The organism is Bradyrhizobium sp. Mp27 (assembly GCF_029953005.1).
Classification (GTDB): domain Bacteria; phylum Pseudomonadota; class Alphaproteobacteria; order Rhizobiales; family Xanthobacteraceae; genus Bradyrhizobium; species Bradyrhizobium barranii.
In genome coordinates this window covers 1-19,004 of sequence record NZ_JASAUS010000145.1, presented here as the reverse complement: position 1 = coordinate 19,004, position 19,004 = coordinate 1, and the positions used below count along the sequence as shown (strand labels likewise).

The window sequence follows — 19,004 nt, the reverse complement described above, 5'->3', positions numbered from 1 at the left end:
GCGGCTCTTCTTCGTCATCTTCGCTCCTGATTCGCAGCAAGAATCCTCGCCGCTGTCAGGCAGAAAATCCACTCAAGCTACTGTCCGAATTTGCGGGGCCAGCTCTGTCGATCGGTATGAGTCTTTCGATCATCCGCGCGACGAGTGTGGCGGGATCGGGCGCTGGGCTCCGCGGAATTCCGCGCAACGGTGCTGGACCGCCTCGCCTCTTGGCGACGCGCGATCAGTTGCGAGAACGAGAAGCACTCTCCATCGGCCAACTGGATCGATTGCTTCGCGCCCAACGCGGCATCTCCCAGAGACTCTATCGTAACCGGACCGAAGCACTTCATCCCCTGTAAGCCCCCGGAAAGACCATGTCCTGGTCGACGAGGACGTTGAACAAATAGCCTGGTCGGATCTCCAGTGTAGGCTGGACGTTCATGTTCTTGCTGATCGTCTGTTCGATGACCCGGCCAAACGTCTCGGCAAAGCTGTTTCGTGCGGAGTCGGACGGTGTCTGCCGATACCCATACGGCGAACTCGCTGGCACTGACATGTCGATGCCCGCTCCGATCGCGGCAATCAGGATCGCGGAGCCGAATACCTGGAAGTAATGGTTGTCGACCTGATCGTTGAAGCCACCATAACCTTCCGGGTCGGTGCCTGCCATGCCACCGATCTGCAACGTCGAGCCGTTCGGGAAGACGATGTCAGTCCAGACCACAAGGACGCGGCTTTGTCCGAATGCAACCTTGGAATCGTACCGCCCCAGGAGTTTGGCGCCCTGCGGGATCAGCAACTGATGGCCGGTGGCGCTGTCGTAGACGTTCTGGCTGACCTGGGCTGTGATGCGACCGGGAAGATCGGAATTGATGCCGGTGATCAGCGTCGCTGGAATGACGGAACCGCGTTTCAGTTCGTAGGCGGATGTCGGGGCGACCACCTTGTTGGGGAGGTAGCCGAGCTTCTTAAGGTCTGCATTGAAGAAATCCTCTTTCGCCATTTGCCCGTTCGGATCGATGTTCTGCATGCCAAAGCCGGCGCGGAGCGCCGTCGCATAAAGGTCGGACGCACCGCGTCCAAGACCGGGTGTCGTCGTCGTCTTCGCTTGCGCCGCATTGCTTACGGATGCGCTCGATGTTTGCAGCTTGCTGAGATTGATGCCGAGCGGTGAATCATAGGCGGCGTCGTTCGCCTGCACGCGGGCCATGCGCTGGCGCTGCTGCTCCCGCAAATATTGTTCATGTGCCTCCCGCTCGAGGCGCGCCCGCCACAGCGCTTCGGATTCGAGTTGCGAGCCGGCCGGCTCCGCCTGCTGTCGGCCGGTGAAGGGATTGCTTGCCGGCTTTGGGGGCTCGGGCTGCGCCGGGGCCGGTTGGAACGTCTGTGCTTCCTGTTGGTCGCCGATGATGCCGTTGGAGACGCCCTTCTTGAGTTGATCGGCGTAGGTCGATGCCGGGTTGGATGAGGCGGTGTCGATGCCGGCGGCGCGACGGAAGTACAGACCGCGCGACGTGAGGCCATAGAAGATGACGGCGAAGAAGACGATCACCAGCACGATGGCGACAATGATCGGCAGCCGGTTGAGGCGACGGATTCCTTTGCCCTCGCCCTCCGGAGCGCCGCCGAGCTTCAGGGATTGCACCATGATCGCCCTCCCTACCCGCGCTGCATGACGGAGAGCGGGCTGGCCGGCGATGCCCCGGAGGCCGTCGCGGCATAGGCGCGGCCGAGCTGAACGCTGCCCGTCGACAAGCGCGCCAGCACCTGGCCATTGTAGGACTCGATCACATAGGCGAGTGGAATGGTCTTCTCGCCGCCGGTCTTCTGATCGGTCGCCACCGCATATCCCCAGCTCTTGAGCGACATCTCCAGCGCCTGGCCGAAGGGCGTGCCGTCGGGCTTCAGGAGGATCGTGCCAGAGCCCGGCCCGACCTGCTCGGCGAGTTTCGTCACCATGTCGCCGGCGATCGCCGAGGCCGCGGGACCAGACAGATCTGAAGGCGCCGAACTCGCGACCAGGGCGCTGCTGCCGAAGGAGGCGCATCCCGCGAGCGACAGGCCGAGCAGGGAGAGAAGGAGGAGCTGACGCATCGAGGAGGCCGCGCGCATGGTCATCCTCCCCTCCGGATCGTCACCTTGTCCTGGTTCCAAAAGCCGACGCCGGAGACCAGAATGGCGGTGTCGATCTGATAATCGACCACCATCATGTCGCCCTTCAGCCGGTAGTTGACGATGCGGTTCTGGCCGCCCGACACCACGAACAGGACCGGTGCATCCTGTCCGGAGAGCGACGACGGAAACTGGATGTAGGTCTTCACGCCATCGCTGTAGACGCGCGTCGGCCGCCAGGAGGCGTTGCCGTTCACGCTGTAGGCGAAGCTCAACTGCTCCGCGGGAACGCCAGCGCCCGGAATCACCTCAGTGCCAAGACGCGCGTTGACGTCCGCGAGCCGGCTGCCGACAGCCTCCGGATATTCGAAGCCGACGCGCGCCATGTATTGGCTCGCATTCGATTTGAGCTGGATGTGATAGGTCCGCCGCGAGGTCGTCACCACCATCGAGGTGACGAGCCCTGGCTCCGATGGTTTGACGATCAGATGGATGGCTTGTCCGCCGACCGCCCCAGACGTCGCCGGTTCGACCTTCCAGCGCACGGTGTCGCCAACCAGCACATCGCGCACGACCTCACCGGCCTCGAGCTCGATATCGCAGACCTCGAGCGGCGAGCAGACGACGGAGGGCTGGACCTCCCCGAACAGGAAGACGACCTTGCCGTCGGCGCCGCGCGTCACCAGGCCGGTCGATCCGCGCCACTGACTCGAGATACTTGTGCCCTTTCGCTCCTTGGCCGTCATCGCCTGCGCGTGCGCGCTGACACCGGCAAGCAGCAAGCCGAAGCCGGATGCCGCGAGAACAATGCATGCATGCGGTCTGATTGTGTTTAGGTGCATTGGTGTCCCCGCCCCTTTCATAGTTGCGCCGTCCAGTCGAAATCACGGAGGTACAGCCCGATCGGATTGAGCCGGATGGTCTGCTCGTCCTGGGGCGGGGTCAGCGTGACGGTGGCGATGCCGCGAAAGCGGTGCTCGCCGGTTTGCTTTCCCTTCCTGTCGCGCTCGAATTCGGTCCAGTCGATCTGATAGGATTGGTTGGATAGGGCGACGATGTTGTTGACCTCGATGGCGATCGTCGTCGTCTTGGCCCTCTCGAACGGCGAGTTGCTCCGAAACCAGTCATTGATCTTTTGCGTGGCGGGATCGGAGGTCCGCAGCAGCGCATAGGTCCGATCGATATACTGCTTCTGCACGACCGCATCGGGCGTGACCGATCGGAAGTTCGAGATGAAGCTTCCGAGCGTCGCGCGCACGACCCGCGGATCCGCATATTCGATTTGCTGCGGATAGCCAGCGCTCGCGGCGGTGCCGAGCTTATCGACCTCGACGATGTAGGGAACGAGCTTAACCTGCGTGCTCTGGAACAGTGCATAGGCGAAGCCGATCACGGCCATGACCATGGCGACGATGCCGATGGTGCGCCACGCTGCGGCCGCCTTCACATAGGAGCCGTAGCGCTCGTTCCATTCCTGGCGCGCGGCGAGATAGGGATTGTCGGGCGAATTGCGCGCGGGCATTCGAGAAAGGCTTTCCATGTTTCATCTGTCGGGTTGAATCGGCTCAAGTCTTTCCGGTCGATTTCTGCTGGGCGACCCGCTGATCGAGCTTGGCGTTGGCAAGGCCGAGCGTCGACGTGCCGAACGAGCCCGGCGCGCCGATCGCCTGATCGCGCGCGGCGGAGGCGAGCGCGCCGCCCGCCGTGCCGATGCCTTGCGTCATCGCCTTGAGGGCGGCCGCGCCAAACGAGGCGCCGTCAGCACGCGCGGAACTGAAGCCGGCCGCCCCGGCCCGCGCGCCTCCCATGACGAGGGCGGCGCTGCCGGCCGCGAAGCTCGCCGCCTGTCCCCCATGCTTCACCACTTCCATGCCGCTACCGACGGAGACGCCCTGCACGACGCCTTGGACGATGCTCGGCACGTACATCGAGATAATGAAGACGACGACGGAGATGCCTCCGATCGCCAATGTCCCGACGAACGCGTCGTTGCTGGTGCCGGTCTGGTTGGCGAGGTTTAGCAAGGCGTCGGAGCCGATCTTGGCGATCATCACCAGCGCCATCAGCTTCATGCCGACCGAGAAAGCATAGACGAGGTAGCGAATGGCAAAATCCTTGGTGAAGGAGGAGCCGCCGAGGCCGAGCATGATCATGCCGGCGAGCAGGCCAACATACATCTCGACCATGACAGCCACGAAGATCGCCGCGACCAGCGAGAAGGCGATCACCACGATCACCATGGCGAACACCGAGGCGATCGCCAGTGCATTGTCCTGGAACAGGCCGAACTGCGCGTTCCGCGACATCGCGGAGGCGACCTTGAGACCCGCGTTGAACACATCCGCCGGCGACGCCGAGCCGCCGCCAGCACCGATCTGATAGAGGCTGTCGACGACCGCTTTCGCGAAACTCGGTCCCTGGTCGAGCACGAAGGCGAAGAAGCCGATGAACATGATCCGCCGCACCATCTCGGCGAACCACGCATCGAGGGTTGCGGTCTGAATGGCGAGCCAGACCGCGGCCAGGCCGACCTCGATGCCAGCGAGGATCCAAAACAACGACTTGGCCGCCTGCATGACGGTCTGCCAGCCCTTGGCGGCCGTCGTCACCGAATTTTCCAGCGTCGTGAGAACGCTGCCGTCCTGCTGCGCCAAGGCAGGATGCGCAGCAACGACAATGCCGAACACAATGATCAGAACGAGCCCCGGTTTAATCCCACGCACCCCCTGCTCCCTTTCTCTACCAACGCGGTTTCATCTGCTGGCCGCCGGACGTCTTGTAGTCCTGCGGGGGGGTAAAGACGTCACCGGCAGCCGACGCAGTCCCTTGTCCCGGCCTTGGCGTGTGCGGCGCGAGGAACAGCCAAGCTCCTGCAGCGCAGGCGCCAATGGCGATGACGACGATGATGATGGTAGACGGTCTCACCAGCGCGGCTCCATGGTCTGGCCGCCGGAGGTCGCGGGCGAGGTCGCGTTGAAGAACTGCTCCCGGCGCGCCTGCGACAGGTCCTTGCTCGCCTGCGAGGACTGAAACCAGGTCGCCATCATCGTCGTCTGCTGCGCGATCAGACCGCGCAGCTTCTGCATCTGGGCGACTTCCTGCGCGGCGATCTCATGGCCGACCTGCAGAGCTTTCATCTGGCCGTCGGCGCTCTCCGAAGCGGTCTTGAGTTGCGTCATCGTCGAGTTCTCGGTCGCGAACTGCTGCGAGGTGAGACCCGCCGCCTGCAGCGTGCCCGAGATCGTGTCGCGGTTGGTCGCCGACCAGGTCTGATAGGTCGAGGCGAAGCTCGCGGCGTTCGGCAGATTGGTCTTGAACTGCGCGTAGCTCTGGAAGCGCTGCATGAGCACGTCATCGATGTTTCCCATCGAGAACGCCATGCCCTGGCCTTGGTTGACGATGTTCTGCAGCTGCTTGAGGTCGTTCTCGGCCTGCCCCCAGACATGCGAGGGCAACTGCGCGGTGTTCTGCAGCATGTTCTCGTAGATCCTCAGCTGGTTCTGGATCTGCTGGGCGAGCTGGGAGATTTGTTGAATCTGGTTGTTGATCTGCGTCGTCGATTGACCGACGAGGCTGACCAGTTCGCCGTTATTGAGAATTTGCGTGAACTCGGTCGCGCCGCCGGCCGCGGCTCCGGCGAAGGCTGGACCGGCCGCCGGCGATCCGATGATCGTGGCGATGATGAGCGTCCTACAAATCGGCGAGAAGCGTCTCGGCATGGCCGATCCCCCTTTCCTTGAGCCAGTGAACGGGCCAATTGGCCTCGGCCGCCTTCAGCGCCAGGATGCGCTTCAGGTCCTCCTTGCCGGACGCACCGACGAAGGAGAGCGCGACGGGTCCGAGCGCCATGTTGAAGAGACGGCGACCCTCGGGCGAGGCGACGTAGTATTCGCGCTTGGGGCTAGCTGCCGCGACGATCTCGATCTGCCGTTCGTTGAAGCCGATACGCTCGTAGAACTCGCGCGTACCGGGCTCCCGCGCGGCACCATTCGGCAAACAGATCTTGGTCGGGCAGCTCTCTTTCAGCACGTCGATGATGCCGGAGCGCTCAGCATCAGAGATCGACTGCGTGGCGAGCAGCACTGCGCAATTGGCCTTGCGCAGCACCTTCAGCCATTCGCGAATCTTGTCGCGGAAGACGGGATGGCCGAGCATCAGCCAGGCCTCGTCGAGAATGATCAGGCTGGGGCTGCCGGTCAGCCTTTTCTCGATTCGTCGAAACAGATAGGTCAGGACCGGGACAAGGTTGCGCTCGCCCATATTCATCAGCTGCTCGATTTCGAAGGTCTGGAACGACCCGAGTTGCAAGCCGTCCCTCTCGGCATCGAGCAGTTGGCCCATCGGACCGTCGACCGTGTAGTGGTGCAGCGCGTCCTTGATCTCGCGCATCTGCACACCCGACACGAAGTCCGACAGCGATCGTCCGCGGGCCTCGGCCATCAGGCCGATCTGCCGCGAGATGGCGTTGCGATGATCGGGCGTGATCAAGACGCCTTGCACGGCGACGAGCGTCTCCACCCATTCCGCCGCCCAGGCGCGATCGTTGTCCGTCGATAAATCCGATAACGGACAAAACGCGAGCGCTGCCGCACCGTCGGCGTCATCGCCGCCGATCTCGTAATGATCGCCGCCGGCGGCCAGCGTCAGCGGTAGCATCGAGCGGCCCTTGTCGAAGGCGAAGATCTGCGCACCGGCATAACGGCGAAACTGCGCTGCGATCAGCGCGAGCAGCGTCGACTTGCCGGAGCCCGTCGGCCCGAACACCAAGGTATGACCGACGTCGTCGACATGCAGGTTCAGCCGGAAGGGTGTTGAACCGGATGCGACCTGCATCAATGGCGGGGAGCTAGGCGGATAGAACGGGCATGGCGCGGTCGGATTGCCCGACCACACCGAATTGAGCGGGATCAGGTCGGCGAGGTTACGCGTGTTAATGAGCGGCTCGCGGATGTTGGCGTACCAATTGCCCGGCAGACTGCCGAGGAAGGCTTCCGTCGCGTTCAGCGTTTCGATGCGCGCGCCAAAACCCTCGGCCTGGATCAGGCGACGGACCGCCTCGGCCTTCTCCTGCAGGCGCGCGCTGCTCTCGTCGAACAGCACGATGACCGGCGTGTAATAGCCATAGGCGACGAGTTGCGAAGAGGCTTGTGCGATCGCATCCTCGGTCTCGGCCACCATGGCGGCCGCATCCTGATCGATCGAGCGGCTTTGCGTCTGGAAGAGCTGGTCGATGAAGGGGCGGACCTTCTGCTGCCATTTCTTGCGGGTGCGCTCGAGCTTCTGCCGCGCGTCCTGGTCGTCGAGGAACATGAAACGCGAGGACCAGCGATAGGTCAGCGGCATCAGATCGAGGGAGTTGAGGATTCCCGGCCAGCTCTCGGCCGGGAAACCGTCGATCGCCACGACGCCGAGAAAGCGGTTCTCGACCATCGGCGACAGGCCATGCTGGAGCTCGGCCGTCGCCAGCCAGTCGAGATACATCGGGATATCCGGCAAGCGGATCGGATGATTCTCGCCGGTGATGCAGAAGCGGATGAACTGGAACAGTTCATCGTAACGCGCTATGCGCGTGCCGTCGCGCTCCTCAACCTCGCGCGTTTCCATGCGGCGGATGGACAGGACGCTCGCGAGGTACTGCTCGACCTCGCGGATCGAGGTACGGAAGCTCTCGATCGCCGTGTCGGCATAGGAGGCCGACCGGCTCTCGGCATCGGAATAGATGTAGCGCGCGAGACCCGCGCGCCGCCGCTCGGGCGGCCGCCAGGACAGGATGATCGCATGGCGGCTCTCGAAATGTCCCCTCTCCTGCTCGAACCTGCCGCGGCGTTCGTCGTCGATCGCCCGCGTCACCGGATCGGGAAAGTGGCAGTCCTGCTGCGCCGGATAATCCGTGGTCGGCACCCGCACCGCCTCGACCTGGATCATCCAGCCGGAGCCGAGGCGCGCCAGAATCGTGTTGATCTGGCGCGAGACCTCGTTGCGTTCGGCGTCGGTCGAGCTCTCGGAGTCAGGCCCAGCAAAATACCAGCCCGCCATCAGCGAGCCGTCCTTGAGCAGCACGATTCCGTTCGCAACGAGCCCGGCATAGGGCACGAGATCGGCGAAGGACGGGCCAGAATGACGGAATGTACGCAGCGCGACCATGAGCGGACCTCAGTAACGACGCCAGGGCGTCGAGGTCGCCCGGTAGTGAGGCCGATAGGAGATGTGACGGGCATAGACCCGCCGCATCATCGGGTCGGCCTTCGCCATTATCCGCAGCGCCGCGACGACAACGATCCAGATAGCTGCGCCGAGGATCGCCGCATACCAGGTGAGCACGACGAAGATCAGGATGACGGCGGCAAGGCCTGTCAATAGCACAAGCTCGCGATCGGCGCCGAATAGCAGGTTCGGCCGCGACAGCGCGCGGTGAATGCGATTGCGTCGCAGATTGGCCCCGACCTCAGCCATGACCGGGCTCCCCTGCCCCATCGGCGCTGGCCGCTGCACGCGTGACATCACCGATCGACGCGCCGCTTGCACCGAATAGAGCCACGATCTGTGTGGCGCCGAGCAGAATGCCGGCGACAAGCACGACATACATGAGGCGTCGCGCGAAATCGTTGAGCTCGCCACCGAAGATCAGCATGCCGCCTGCAACGGCCACGGCCGCGAGCGCGATGAAGCCAGCCACTGGGCCGGTGATGGACTGCTGGATCTGCTGAAGCGGGCTCTCCCAAGGCAGATTGCCGCCGCCGCTGGTCGACGCAAAGGCGGGGTCGAGTATCAGGAGCGCGAGCAATGCGGCGCTCGTGCCGACAATCATCATGCGGTTATGCGACATGGCGTTCCTCCTTCGGGGCATAGGACTGGGTTCGGTATTGGCCCGCTGAGAAGCTCTCGACATGGAGCACGTCGCGGACCTGGCGGCCGCGATCCGTTCGTTCGATCGAGACGATCAGATTGACCGCCTCGCCGATGACCTCGCGCATGGGCTGTTGACTGGCTTCGGCTGTGAGCTGCTCGAGACGGCGCAGCGCCGAAACGGCGCTATTGGCGTGGATGGTGGTGATGCCGCCGGGATGGCCGGTATTCCACGCCTTGAGCAGCGTGAGCGCGGTGCCGTCGCGCACCTCTCCCACAATGATGCGGTCGGGACGCAGCCGCATCGTGCTCTTGAGCAAGCGCGCCATATCGACCGTGTCGCTCGTGTGAAGCGAGACGGCGTTTTCGGCCGCGCACTGGATCTCGGCCGTGTCTTCGAGAATGACCAGGCGGTGCTCAGGCGCATGCGCGACGATCGCCGCGATCACCGCATTGGCGAGTGTGGTCTTACCCGAGCCCGTGCCGCCCGACACGACGATATTCAGGCGCGATGCGATGGCGTTGCGGATGACCGCGAGGTGGTCGGCCGTCATCACGCCTTGCGTCACGTAATCCTCGAGATCGAACAGACGCGAAGCCCGCTTTCGGATTGTGAACGCGGGGGCGCCGACGACGGGCGGCAGCAAGCCTTCGAAGCGATGACCGCCGATCGGCAGCTCCCCCGAAATGATCGGACGCTCGTCGTCGGCCTCGGATTGCAGTGCATGCGCGACACTGCCGATAATGATCTCGGCGGTCGCCCCCAGCATGGTCCCGGCAGCTGTCATCCCGTGGCCTAGTCGTTCAATGAACAACCGGCCATCCGGATTGAGCATCACCTCGACGACCGCCGGATCGTCGAGCGCGGCGCAGATCTGGTCGCCCAGGGCATCCTGAAGTTTACGGACAAGTCGCGGATGAGAACGAAGTTCGGCCATATCGCTCACGCAGCGACGCGCTGAAGGCGCAGCGGGGCGGACCGATAGCCTGGCGGGCACACTCGATCGAAGCTTGCCTGGTCGGCCGATAGGATGCCGGCGACGCTCATGGTCTCACCGATGAGCTTTACGCCGCCAAGGCGCGTCATGGGCCAGCCCGCCCGTTGGATGATGCGTTCGAAGCGCACGTCCCTTGCCGTGGCGATCTCGCCAAAGCCATTCGACATCGACCACTCGATCATCCCCGCGAAAATCGTCTGCGTGGCCTCGTGCAGGAACCGGCCTCCTCTCCTCCCGACGCGCGTGTCGAGGCAAAAGCGCGAGATCTCGATCATGGTCGATTTGCTTCGTAACCCGCCGCCTGGGAGCAGTTGCGGGCAGGTCCGCGACAGCATGGTCGGGCCCGTGGTCGGAAGCAGACGGGCACAGCCGGCGACGCCGCCGAGGTCCGTCAGGGCCAGGAGGTAGGTCGGGTCAAGCGCGTCGTATTCATCGCGCTCGCGGCCGTACTCGATCCTGACCTGGCAACCGAGCCGGTGGGCGAACATCCGGGCGCGCAACTGATGCATCTCATCGACCAGAGACCCCAATCCGCCGTGTTCGTTGGCATCGATCGCAATTGCCCGCATTCGTCGAATCCTCCGTCGCGTTCGCGTGAACGGAGGCAAGTCAGCACGGCGCGGCGGCTCGTACGCTCTGGTGAATTAACGGGGCCCCGGCGAGCTCCGATTCGCGTGAGCCGCGTCGCAGGCGTCGCGTCTGTGTCTGTCAGTGATCGAAATCCGGCGGCCAAGGGTTGGCTCGGACTGTAAGATTAACGGGGGACGAAGCGTCACCGCGGCGCAAGATAAGTCTACGATAAGATTGAGCAAACTCCTACGAATCAGCGGCTCGATAAGCACGATGCAAGGGTGCCGTTAAGTATCTGTTAACCTTAAAGGACTGGACGAAAGCCGAGAATCGTGACCTAGCTTTAGCGGGCAAAGGGCGACAAACCGCCTACTGGCCGACAACGAAGGGATGAATCGGCATGACTGCGCAGGCCCAGACCAGGATCCAAATTGAAGATCCCGCCGACAAGATTATCCGACACGCGGGAATGCTTTCTGAGCATCTGCAGGCCAGGCGCCAGCAGATGTATCCCCCGGACGCTCAGAAAAGCCTACGGTATTTCATGACCCATGAGGTCTCAAAGCTCACCTCAATTCCAGAATCGACTCTCAAGTTGATGTCAAACGAAGGCAAGGGTCCCCTCCCTGCCCGCCTGGAGAACAATCATCGCGCATACACGCTTGCCCAGATCAATGAGCTTCGGGAACTGTTCGCTGCGCAGCGTCCGGCAGATGCCTTGAGGTTCAAGCCTCATCGTCGGTCGGGCGAGCATTTGCAGGTTTTGGCGGTCGCGAATTTCAAGGGCGGCAGCGCGAAGACGACAACCAGCGCGCACCTTGCCCACTACTTGGCCCTCCAAGGCTATCGTGTCCTGGCGATCGACCTCGATCCCCAAGCGTCGTTGTCGGCCATGTTCGGTGCCCAGCCGGAAATTGATGTCCAACACAACGAAACGATCTATGCGGCCCTGCGCTACGACGATGAGCGTCGCTCTATCGCAGACGTCATCCGGCCGACCTATTTCACTGGCATCGACCTCATTCCCGGAAACATCGAGGTTATGGAGTACGAGCACGAGACGCCGCGCTACTTGTCGAAAGGACAGTCGGACGCTGAGAGCATCTTTTTCGAGCGGTTGCGTCTCGCATTGACGGACGTAGAAGACGCTTACGATGTGGTCATTCTGGACACGCCGCCTTCGCTCGGTTTCTTGACGCTGGGCGCCATCTATGCGGCAACCGGGCTTCTCGTGACAGTCCACCCTGCGATGCTCGACGTTATGTCGATGAGCCAGTTCTTGCTGATGATGGGTGATCTCATATCGGTCATCCGCGATGCCGGCGCAACGATGAAGCAGGACTTCCTTCGCTACGTCGTCACGCGGCACGACCCGTTTGACCAATCTCAGGTCCGGGTCGTGACCATGCTCCGACACTTGTTCACTGAAGACGTGCTGACGGCGACGGCCATCGCGAGCGCGGCCATCGAGACCGCTGGTCTGGCGAAGCGCACGCTCTATGAGCTGGAGCCGGGCAACATCTCGGCCGCGACTACGAAGCGAGCGCGGGAATCCATTGATGCGGTCAACGACCAGATTCTTGCGCTGGTCCTTCAAGCTTGGGGACGCGCATGACAAACAAGCGTCCTTCAGGTCGATCGATCCTCGCCAACTTCGGTTCGTTCGCGAAGCCCGAAACGTCGCCTGACAGTTCCTCCCCGCCCGTAGGCGCGGATGCACCGAACCAAATCCCAGCCCGTGTCGGAGCCGGGGTGATCGGAGCCACGCAGCGTTCGTTGGCAGAACTGCGAGGCGAACGTGACCGTCTCCAGGCGCTGGTCGACGCCGGCGGCGGCTTGGAGCTCGATCCCTCCTCTATCGATCCATCGCCTTTCCCGGATCGTCTGCCAGACGACAGTCAGGTCGATTTCGAGGCACTCAAGAAGCTCATTGCTGATGAAGGCCAGAAGGTGCCGATCCAGGTCCGGCGTCATCCGACCGTCAGCGGGCGGTACCAGGTCGTCTACGGGCATCGGCGTTGGCGTGCGGCTTTAGATCTCGGCATCAAGGTCAAAGCCACAGTTGTCGCGCTGTCGGACAGCGAGCTTGTCGTCGCGCAGGGTATCGAGAACGCGGCGCGTCAAGATCTGAGCTGGATCGAGCGCGCGCTATTCGCGTGGCGTATGGATCAGGCCGGCATCAAAGCTCGCGACATCCGAGCCGCTCTTTCGGTTGATGATCCGGAGCTCGCTCGCCTCAGAGCGGTCTGCCGGGCTGTGCCCGTCGAGGTGATCGAGGCGATTGGCCGGGCGCCGAAGGCCGGGCGGCCCCGTTGGGGCGCGTTGGCGACTGCCATCGGAGAAGATTCGGCTGCGCTGGATCGGGTGCAAAAAACCTTGTCAGGTGACAAGGTTTCGGAGCTGACCTCCGACGATCGATTCAAGCTCGTCTTTGCCGCTGTAAAGCAGCCGTCAGCGCGTTCGCAAAGCGAGCTCGAGCTTCGGAGCTCTGCCGGGAAAGTCTTAGGGAAGGCGACCTTCGCAAAGGGGGACATCAAACTCACGGTCGCTGAGGAGCACGCGACCGGGTTTGGGGCCTTCCTGGAGGAAGAGCTGCCGGGACTGGTGGAAAGGTTTTTTGCCCGGGAGGGCAGTGAGTGATTTCGTCGTCCAACCAAACCTTGTCATCTGACAAGGTTTGGTTGGACGGCGGGAAGGGCGGAGGTCTCGGCCGAAGCCGGAAGTTGGCGCAACAAACACAGAGGTAGCATGCGGTAAAAAGAAAGGCCCCCGAAACAGTGTCCCGGAAGCCTCTCTCTCGTATGTTTGGCGACAACGAGAATCCCACTTCCGCGAATCACAGTCAAGAGCCTCTTCGAGGCATTTGGACTCCGTTTTGGTGAGCGCTTTCGCTTTGCCTAAAGGCTGAAAGACAAAACCATGACGCAACCCCTATCAACGACGCCCTTTGGGCGGCGGCCGATGACGCTTGGCATGATTTCAAGCCAGCTGGCCGCAAAGGCAACGCCGGAATCCGCCATTGTTCACAAATGGCACGTCTTTCAGCACATCAAGGAGGCGCGCCAGGTTCTCGGCGCGACCGACCGTGCGCTGACGATCCTGCACGCGCTGTTGTCGTTCCATCCCGAGACCGCGCTCGAGGGCGACGGCGAGTTGATCGTCTGGCCTTCCAACGAGCAGTTGATGGCGCGGGCCAACGGGATGCCGCCGACGACGCTGCGCCGGCATCTTTCCGTCCTGGTCGACTGCGGCCTGATCATTCGCAGAGACAGCCCCAACGGCAAACGCTACGCCCGCAAGGGCCAGGGCGGAGAGATCGAGCAAGCCTACGGCTTTGACCTGGCTCCGATCGTGGCCCGTGCCGAGGAGTACAAGACGCTGGCGAGCGCCGTGCAGGCCGAGAAGAAGGCGTTCCGCGTTGCCAAGGAGCGGCTCACCATCCTGCGCCGGGACATCGTCAAGATGATCGAAGCCGGGCTTGACGAGGGCGTCCCGGGAAATTGGAGACGGTTTCAGCAGACCTACCAGGAGATCGCAGGGCGGATTCCGCGGACTGCCCCACGGCAGCTCCTGGAGAGCCTCGGCGGCGAAATGGAAGAACTTTGGCGTGAGATTCGTGAGCTGTTGGAAACGTTCGCCAAAACACAGAATCTGGACGCCAATGAGTCCCATTCTGGTTGCCACATACAGAATTCAAATCCAGATCTTTCATCTGAATCTGAACGAGGCTTGGCGACCAAACATGAAGCGGGCGGCGACGCCGCGGCTAACCACAACCTGCGGAGCTTGCCGAAGCGTGAGCTCCCCTTGGGGATTGTTCTGGATGCCTGCCCCAACATGCATTGGCTGAGCAAAGGCAGCGAAATCCGGCACTGGAAGGATTTGGTGGCTGCGGCGGAGCTTGCCCGGCCGATGCTGGGGATCAGCCCCAGCGCCTGGCGCGAGGCCAGGGAGGTGCTGGGTGACCAACAGGCCGCGATTACGCTGGCCGCGATCTACCAGAAAGCGGACCAGATCAACAGCGCCGGCGGCTATCTGCGAAGCCTGACCGACCGCGCCAAGGAGGGCAAATTCTCCGTCTGGCCGATGATCATGGCGTTGCTGCGCGCCAAGCTGGACGGGTCGAAGCCAACCCCGCCGCCCGCGGGTGGTCCCGCCGAGCCGGGCAAAGCCACGCAACCCGGCGCCTACCAAGCCAGTGCCGAATTCCGCGCGTCAATGGCCAGGCGGCCGAAATGACCCAAAACGGCGCCAGGAAGGACTCCGTCGCTGAAGACGACTCGGCTACGTTTTTCTGGCAGAGACCGGGGAGGGCGACTTGACCAGAGACACGACATCAGTCGGCGGCGCGATCGCGGCGGCCCTCGAAACGGGCCGAGGAGCTGCGCAGCCTCAGCGACCGCCCGGCTCGGGTGCGGATCATGACGATCTTTGGCGATGATCGCTCCGGTCTCACGATTAACGCCCGGATCGCGGCGCGGACCCCGGCCGAGCATCAGGCTCAGGAAGGCCTCGGGACACGGTGTATCCCATGGGACGAGCTCGACGCGCGCGCCGGGGAGATCGTTGGTCTGGTGGATGAGGTGGTGGGCGAAGTGACGCTTGCCGTCCGAAACACCCCGCCTGTGCCGCGGCCGAGCCGCTCTGAGGATGATCTTGAGCTTGCCGTGTTCGACGATCTGATCGGCGAGATCGGGCAAACGATCACCCAGTCTGCTCTTTCCGTGCTGGAGAAGCATCCGGCGAAGCAGGTCTCACGCGAGCTGGGCAGCGAAGCCGCTATGTTAGCCGCACTGAAATTCGCGGCACTCGCGGCCTATACCGCGCCATGTCGGACTGGATGATGCCCAGGACGAGCTGCGAATGGCGATGAGGGAGGTGATGAGCAACATGCGTGCGTCGCCTGAAATCACAGGCCGCGAGAGGCTGAATTCGTAAGCGGTGGTCAAGCTGGCTAGCCAGCAGCTGCCAGCTTGATGGCACACCAGCCTGCCTATATACTCAATGAAGGAGTCGTATATGGCCGAACCGCAACTTTCAGTCCGCAGTGCCCGGGCACGAGATCTTGCCCATCGGCTTGCGCGTCGGGAAAATCGCTCGATCGCCGATGTCGTCGAGCGTGCGCTCGAAGCCTACGAGGAACGTGCGGCCGGGCGCGAACCGCCGGCGGCGTTCTACGCCCGTCTTAGGTCCGGCGCCGATACGGATATCGACCTCGACGCGATTATCCGCGAAGACAGACGATGCCACGGCGGACCCGAGCTTTGATTTTTCTCGACACCAATGTGATCACCGAGACTTTGAGGAGGCCCCTGACGACGCGGTCATCGCCTGGCTGGTCCGGCACGATGCAGAGCTTGCGCTTCCCACGGTCACAATCGCCGAAATTGCGTTCGGAATTCAGAAAATCAGGCCCGATCAACGCGCCGAGCGTCTGGAACGTGGCTTGTTGGATTGGCGCCAACGCTTTGCCGATCGGATCTTCGGCCTAACCGAAGAGGCTGCGCTGGCGTATGGTGATATTATGGGAAACGCGACACGCCGTGGCGAGCCGATGTCGGCACCCGACGGAATGATCGCAGCCATCGCCCGCGTTAACGGCGGTCGATTGGCTACGAGGAATCTCAGTGATTTTGGCGCGACAGGCCTCGAATTGATTTCGCCGTGGAGCTTCTGAGGGACAGGGCGCGGCGTCAGAGACCGGCCGCCTTGGTGAGATTGACCCGGAAGCGGTCGCGCCGCCGCTGATAGCGGCGGGTCTGCTCGGCGCTGGCGTGGCCGAGCTGTTTCTGCACGTAGCGCTCGTCGACCTCGGCCGAGGAGGCGAGGCCGGCGCGCAGCGAATGTCCGGCGAATTTCTCGACCCGTTCGCCTTCGGTCAGGTCGGCGCGCACTCCGGCGGCCAGCGCGGCGCGTTTGACCAGCCGGGCGACCTGTTGATCGTTCAGGCGATCCGGTCCGACGTCCTTGCCTTGGCCGGTCACCCGGCGGAATATCGGTCCATGGCCGATCCGCGCGAGCTTCAGCCAGATCTGCAAGGCAACGAGCGGGCAGGTCGCGTCGGACGAGCCCCGGCCGATCTCGATCTCGCGCCAGCCGGTTTTGCCGCGCAGAGTGACGATCATGCCCTTGTCGAGGATCTCGACCCAGCCTTGGCCGTCCTCGGTGTCGTCGCGATGGACGTCGAGGCCGACGATCTCGGAGCGGCGCAGGCCGCCGGCGAAACCGAGCAGCAGCATGGCCCGGTCGCGCAAGCCGCGCAGGGTGCCGCGATTAAGCGTCTCGAGCATGGCGATGACATCTTCCGGCAGCACGGCTTCCTTTTGCCGGGGCGGCGCGCCATGGGTGTTGCGGATGCCCGCGAGGACCGTTGCGATATGCCGGTCCGCGCGGTCGAGTGGCGTGCCGCGCTGGGCATAGTTCCAGGTCAGGGCCGAGAGCCGGCGCTCGATCGTCGCGACCGAATTCGCCTGGCGATCGGCCGTCGCGGCGCCGGAGGCGCAGGCAGTGATGTAAAGCCCGACCGTCTGCGGGGAGGGCGGAAGCACCTCGAGACCCTGACGCCGGCACCACCCGGAAAAGTGCTTCCAATCGGAGGCATAGGCCCGGCGCGTGTTGGCCGAGTTCGCCGCGTCGACATAGTCGCGGGCACGATCGGCGAGCCGTTCCAGGTGAGCGGGCAGGGTAGGGGAGGGGGCTGCGCCCGTCTCTTGCACGGCCTCCGACGTGACGGGAAGGCTTTCGCTGCCAGGAGAGATAATGTTCATGGTCAGGCCGCCTTGATGTCGGTCTGCGAGAAATCGCTGCCCTTGAACAGCAGAGGTTCTCCGGTGAGGGCGGCGAGAGCGTAAGAAAAGCAATCGCCAAAGTTCAGCTTGGCGGGATGCCGGCCTTTCCCATATCGCCGCCACGCCCGCCGTGCCTGATCCGCATGCCCGGCCGTGACCGGAACAATCTCGACACCAACCTTGTGTAGCCAAAGATCAAGCTCGCCGCCGCCCCCATCGCCCAACCTTGATTCGATCCCTATTCCGGTTTCCAACACCGTCGCCGCCGAAATCAACCGGACAGGATCGGCCGCAATGCGATGCTCGAATTCGCTGGCTTCCGGTTCATTCAAAAAAATCGCCAAAATGGCGGATGAGTCGATCACCATCAGACCGGCAAGCCGTTTTCGTCGTACCCGAGGATGTCATCCATGCTGCGTGGATCGAGGACCGGGAGGGCAGCGAGGCGGCGCCGAATGGCTTCCATATCCTCAATCAGCGCGGCCTTGGTCGCGTCGGCCCCGATCCGTCGCAACCTATCCTCGATCGCCCGTCGGGTCGCGACGGTGATGGTTTCCCCTGTCCGCTCGGCTAGCGTGCGCGCGAGTTTTTCGGTTTCGGGATCCTTGATGCTCAGCGCCATCTTGGCGTTCCTTGGTTCCTATTTGTCAATATTCTACCTATATAGGACGGCGATGCGATTGCCCAGCACCTTTGGACAGGCTTCGCCACATCCGGTTGCTGGACTGCGGCTCATGTCGACGCCTCCCAGGGATTGATCACCGTTGCACCCGTATCGTCGAAATCCCCCACATTGCGAGTGACGAGGATGAGGTCGTGGACGATCGCGGTTGCGGCGATCAGCCCGTCGATATCGCCACACGGCCGGATCGCGGCGATGCGACCCCACTCGACGGAGATCTGGTCGGTCACCGCCAGGATGCGGTTGGCGTGGTCGTGGCGCAACTTGCGCAACCATTCGGCAAGGTGGCCGGCCACCTTCGGGTCCGACTTCTGCTTCAGCGCGATGCCGCGCATGATCTCGCCGAGGGTGAGGGTGCTCAGGTAGACGCTGGCCGGATCCACCGAGCGCAGCCAGCCGGTTGCCTGCGGAGAGCCGCGCCGAGCCTCGGAAACGACGTTGGTATCAATGAGATACATCAGAAGGCCGCGTCGCGGCTGGGGGTCTTGATGCGCCGCATCGCTTCTTCGGCCAGTTCGTCATCCCAGCTTGGCCCGGCCAGCAAGTCGTCGACCAAGGTCGGCCGCCCGGAGCGCAGCGCGTCGTAATCGGCGGCCGACAGCACCACCGCGGCGCGCATCCCGCGCAGGGTGACGACCTGCGGGCCTTCCAGGCGGGCCTTCTGCACCACCTTGGAAAACTGGTTCTTGGCGTCCTGCAGCGGCCATTCCATTTTGTGCGTTCCTAGACTAGACAGTCTAGCTATGTTCTAAATGGCGTCCTCGTCGCGGTCAAGGATGGGCCGCCTCGGGTGCCGACGCCTCGACCGCGGAAAGATTCACGTCGGCCGCCGGCTCTCAGGCGGCGCGGGGGCTTCCGAAGCGCGATTTGCCGGGATCTCGGCGTTGAAAAACGGGCGTGCCCTATATAAGGAAGAAAACGACCGATAATGCAACATTATCGGTCGTTGTTATCCGCCGACAGGCGCGGCGGTTTTATCGAAATAAATGGTCACAAGCGCCGTCATTTGTTACCCTTAGCCATGCT

The 19,004-nt window shown here is 63.1% G+C and carries 23 protein-coding genes and 1 pseudogene; 7 read left to right on the top strand and 17 right to left on the bottom strand.

Annotated elements, in window-relative coordinates; translation table 11 throughout:
- Window positions 1-341, top strand: a 341-nt coding sequence (locus QJT78_RS41055) for a hypothetical protein (RefSeq protein WP_281460546.1), incomplete at its 5' end; no start/stop codon positions are given.
- Here QJT78_RS41055 and trbI read toward each other — a convergent pair.
- From trbI to QJT78_RS40995, 12 genes are read right to left on the bottom strand one after another with little or no spacing between them, the layout of a single operon-like run.
- The gene (trbI, locus tag QJT78_RS41050; protein ID WP_028152990.1) at window positions 329-1,630 is read right to left on the bottom strand and encodes an IncP-type conjugal transfer protein TrbI; all 1,302 of its coding nucleotides are present in this window, start codon (window positions 1,628-1,630) and stop codon (window positions 329-331) included. The genes QJT78_RS41055 and trbI overlap by 13 nt on opposite strands.
- Window positions 1,631-1,641: 11 nt before the next feature.
- On the bottom strand, window positions 1,642-2,094 hold the full coding sequence (trbH, locus tag QJT78_RS41045) for a conjugal transfer protein TrbH (RefSeq protein ID WP_028152991.1): 453 nt from the start codon (window positions 2,092-2,094) through the stop codon (window positions 1,642-1,644).
- 2 nt (window positions 2,095-2,096) lie between these two features.
- Entirely contained in the window at window positions 2,097-2,936 is an 840-nt protein-coding gene (gene trbG, locus QJT78_RS41040; protein WP_038944961.1) for a P-type conjugative transfer protein TrbG, read from the bottom strand.
- Window positions 2,937-2,953: 17 nt separating this feature from the next.
- A complete protein-coding gene (locus QJT78_RS41035; RefSeq protein WP_028152993.1) occupies window positions 2,954-3,616 on the bottom strand; it encodes a conjugal transfer protein TrbF in 663 nt (220 codons plus the stop codon).
- Window positions 3,617-3,659: 43 nt separating this feature from the next.
- Window positions 3,660-4,817 carry a P-type conjugative transfer protein TrbL gene (gene trbL, locus QJT78_RS41030; RefSeq protein WP_028152994.1) on the bottom strand — a complete coding sequence of 386 codons (1,158 nt, stop codon included), beginning with the start codon at window positions 4,815-4,817 and terminating at the stop codon, window positions 3,660-3,662.
- 16 nt (window positions 4,818-4,833) lie between these two features.
- The gene (locus QJT78_RS41025; RefSeq protein ID WP_080586776.1) at window positions 4,834-5,019 is read right to left on the bottom strand and encodes a DUF2749 domain-containing protein; all 186 of its coding nucleotides are present in this window, start codon (window positions 5,017-5,019) and stop codon (window positions 4,834-4,836) included.
- On the bottom strand, window positions 5,016-5,813 hold the full coding sequence (gene trbJ, locus QJT78_RS41020) for a P-type conjugative transfer protein TrbJ (RefSeq protein WP_028152995.1): 798 nt from the start codon (window positions 5,811-5,813) through the stop codon (window positions 5,016-5,018). The genes QJT78_RS41025 and trbJ overlap by 4 nt, the downstream gene beginning before the upstream one ends.
- The gene (locus tag QJT78_RS41015) at window positions 5,785-8,238 is read right to left on the bottom strand and encodes a conjugal transfer protein TrbE (RefSeq protein ID WP_028152996.1); all 2,454 of its coding nucleotides are present in this window, start codon (window positions 8,236-8,238) and stop codon (window positions 5,785-5,787) included. Before QJT78_RS41015 ends, trbJ begins: the two co-directional genes overlap by 29 nt.
- Before the next feature lie 9 nt (window positions 8,239-8,247).
- Window positions 8,248-8,547, bottom strand: coding sequence for a conjugal transfer protein TrbD (locus QJT78_RS41010; protein ID WP_028152997.1), 300 nt, complete (start codon window positions 8,545-8,547; stop codon window positions 8,248-8,250).
- Window positions 8,540-8,920, bottom strand: coding sequence for a TrbC/VirB2 family protein (locus QJT78_RS41005; protein ID WP_028152998.1), 381 nt, complete (start codon window positions 8,918-8,920; stop codon window positions 8,540-8,542). The genes QJT78_RS41010 and QJT78_RS41005 overlap by 8 nt, the downstream gene beginning before the upstream one ends.
- A complete protein-coding gene (trbB, locus tag QJT78_RS41000; protein WP_038944959.1) occupies window positions 8,910-9,878 on the bottom strand; it encodes a P-type conjugative transfer ATPase TrbB in 969 nt (322 codons plus the stop codon). Before trbB ends, QJT78_RS41005 begins: the two co-directional genes overlap by 11 nt.
- A 5-nt stretch (window positions 9,879-9,883) precedes the next feature.
- Window positions 9,884-10,507 (bottom strand): acyl-homoserine-lactone synthase, encoded by a 624-nt coding sequence (locus tag QJT78_RS40995; protein WP_028153000.1) that lies wholly within the window; start codon window positions 10,505-10,507, stop codon window positions 9,884-9,886.
- A gap of 401 nt (window positions 10,508-10,908) precedes the next feature.
- Here QJT78_RS40995 and repA point away from each other — a divergent pair, with 401 nt between their 5' ends.
- From repA to QJT78_RS40965, 6 genes and pseudogenes are all read left to right on the top strand, one after another.
- Window positions 10,909-12,123 (top strand): plasmid partitioning protein RepA, encoded by a 1,215-nt coding sequence (repA, locus tag QJT78_RS40990; protein ID WP_028153001.1) that lies wholly within the window; start codon window positions 10,909-10,911, stop codon window positions 12,121-12,123.
- Complete coding sequence (repB, locus tag QJT78_RS40985; RefSeq protein WP_038944957.1) at window positions 12,120-13,148, top strand: plasmid partitioning protein RepB; 1,029 nt, start codon at window positions 12,120-12,122, stop codon at window positions 13,146-13,148. Before repA ends, repB begins: the two co-directional genes overlap by 4 nt.
- 279 nt (window positions 13,149-13,427) lie before the next feature.
- Entirely contained in the window at window positions 13,428-14,747 is a 1,320-nt protein-coding gene (repC, locus tag QJT78_RS40980; RefSeq protein WP_028153003.1) for a plasmid replication protein RepC, read from the top strand.
- Window positions 14,748-14,929: 182 nt separating this feature from the next.
- Window positions 14,930-15,352, top strand: a complete 423-nt coding sequence (locus tag QJT78_RS40975) for a hypothetical protein (RefSeq protein WP_028153004.1) — start codon at window positions 14,930-14,932, stop codon at window positions 15,350-15,352.
- A gap of 175 nt (window positions 15,353-15,527) precedes the next feature.
- Entirely contained in the window at window positions 15,528-15,776 is a 249-nt protein-coding gene (locus QJT78_RS40970; protein ID WP_080586775.1) for a type II toxin-antitoxin system VapB family antitoxin, read from the top strand.
- A pseudogene (locus QJT78_RS40965) lies at window positions 15,773-16,185 on the top strand (type II toxin-antitoxin system VapC family toxin). The gene QJT78_RS40970 and the pseudogene QJT78_RS40965 overlap by 4 nt, the downstream one beginning before the upstream one ends.
- 16 nt (window positions 16,186-16,201) lie before the next feature.
- On the opposite strand, the gene QJT78_RS40960 reads toward QJT78_RS40965, so the two are convergent.
- From QJT78_RS40960 to QJT78_RS40940, 5 genes are all read right to left on the bottom strand, one after another.
- Entirely contained in the window at window positions 16,202-17,275 is a 1,074-nt protein-coding gene (locus QJT78_RS40960; RefSeq protein WP_038944953.1) for a tyrosine-type recombinase/integrase, read from the bottom strand.
- A 2-nt stretch (window positions 17,276-17,277) separates the two neighbouring features.
- Entirely contained in the window at window positions 17,278-17,664 is a 387-nt protein-coding gene (locus QJT78_RS40955; protein WP_028153008.1) for a type II toxin-antitoxin system VapC family toxin, read from the bottom strand.
- Complete coding sequence (locus QJT78_RS40950; protein WP_028153009.1) at window positions 17,664-17,918, bottom strand: type II toxin-antitoxin system VapB family antitoxin; 255 nt, start codon at window positions 17,916-17,918, stop codon at window positions 17,664-17,666. Before QJT78_RS40950 ends, QJT78_RS40955 begins: the two co-directional genes overlap by 1 nt.
- Before the next feature lie 110 nt (window positions 17,919-18,028).
- Window positions 18,029-18,436, bottom strand: a complete 408-nt coding sequence (locus tag QJT78_RS40945; protein WP_028153010.1) for a type II toxin-antitoxin system VapC family toxin — start codon at window positions 18,434-18,436, stop codon at window positions 18,029-18,031.
- Window positions 18,436-18,690, bottom strand: coding sequence for a type II toxin-antitoxin system Phd/YefM family antitoxin (locus QJT78_RS40940; protein WP_028153011.1), 255 nt, complete (start codon window positions 18,688-18,690; stop codon window positions 18,436-18,438). The genes QJT78_RS40945 and QJT78_RS40940 overlap by 1 nt, the downstream gene beginning before the upstream one ends.
- Window positions 18,691-19,004 lie beyond the last annotated feature (314 nt).

Excerpts from the sequence above, each read along its gene's own strand:
- trbI (WP_028152990.1), bottom strand. The coding sequence starts at position 1,630 with ATGGTGCAATCCCTGAAGCTCGGCGGCGCTCCGGAGGGCGAGGGCAAA.
- trbH (WP_028152991.1), bottom strand. The coding sequence starts at position 2,094 with ATGCGCGCGGCCTCCTCGATGCGTCAGCTCCTCCTTCTCTCCCTGCTC.
- trbG (WP_038944961.1), bottom strand. The coding sequence starts at position 2,936 with ATGCACCTAAACACAATCAGACCGCATGCATGCATTGTTCTCGCGGCA.
- QJT78_RS41035 (WP_028152993.1), bottom strand. The coding sequence starts at position 3,616 with ATGCCCGCGCGCAATTCGCCCGACAATCCCTATCTCGCCGCGCGCCAG.
- trbJ (WP_028152995.1), bottom strand. The coding sequence starts at position 5,813 with ATGCCGAGACGCTTCTCGCCGATTTGTAGGACGCTCATCATCGCCACG.
- QJT78_RS41015 (WP_028152996.1), bottom strand. The coding sequence starts at position 8,238 with ATGGTCGCGCTGCGTACATTCCGTCATTCTGGCCCGTCCTTCGCCGAT.
- QJT78_RS41010 (WP_028152997.1), bottom strand. The coding sequence starts at position 8,547 with ATGGCTGAGGTCGGGGCCAATCTGCGACGCAATCGCATTCACCGCGCG.
- QJT78_RS41005 (WP_028152998.1), bottom strand. The coding sequence starts at position 8,920 with ATGTCGCATAACCGCATGATGATTGTCGGCACGAGCGCCGCATTGCTC.
- trbB (WP_038944959.1), bottom strand. The coding sequence starts at position 9,878 with ATGGCCGAACTTCGTTCTCATCCGCGACTTGTCCGTAAACTTCAGGAT.
- QJT78_RS40995 (WP_028153000.1), bottom strand. The coding sequence starts at position 10,507 with ATGCGGGCAATTGCGATCGATGCCAACGAACACGGCGGATTGGGGTCT.
- repA (WP_028153001.1), top strand. The coding sequence starts at position 10,909 with ATGACTGCGCAGGCCCAGACCAGGATCCAAATTGAAGATCCCGCCGAC.
- repB (WP_038944957.1), top strand. The coding sequence starts at position 12,120 with ATGACAAACAAGCGTCCTTCAGGTCGATCGATCCTCGCCAACTTCGGT.
- repC (WP_028153003.1), top strand. The coding sequence starts at position 13,428 with ATGACGCAACCCCTATCAACGACGCCCTTTGGGCGGCGGCCGATGACG.
- QJT78_RS40975 (WP_028153004.1), top strand. The coding sequence starts at position 14,930 with ATGACGATCTTTGGCGATGATCGCTCCGGTCTCACGATTAACGCCCGG.
- QJT78_RS40970 (WP_080586775.1), top strand. The coding sequence starts at position 15,528 with ATGGCCGAACCGCAACTTTCAGTCCGCAGTGCCCGGGCACGAGATCTT.
- QJT78_RS40960 (WP_038944953.1), bottom strand. The coding sequence starts at position 17,275 with ATGAACATTATCTCTCCTGGCAGCGAAAGCCTTCCCGTCACGTCGGAG.
- QJT78_RS40955 (WP_028153008.1), bottom strand. The coding sequence starts at position 17,664 with ATGGTGATCGACTCATCCGCCATTTTGGCGATTTTTTTGAATGAACCG.
- QJT78_RS40950 (WP_028153009.1), bottom strand. The coding sequence starts at position 17,918 with ATGGCGCTGAGCATCAAGGATCCCGAAACCGAAAAACTCGCGCGCACG.
- QJT78_RS40945 (WP_028153010.1), bottom strand. The coding sequence starts at position 18,436 with ATGTATCTCATTGATACCAACGTCGTTTCCGAGGCTCGGCGCGGCTCT.
- QJT78_RS40940 (WP_028153011.1), bottom strand. The coding sequence starts at position 18,690 with ATGGAATGGCCGCTGCAGGACGCCAAGAACCAGTTTTCCAAGGTGGTG.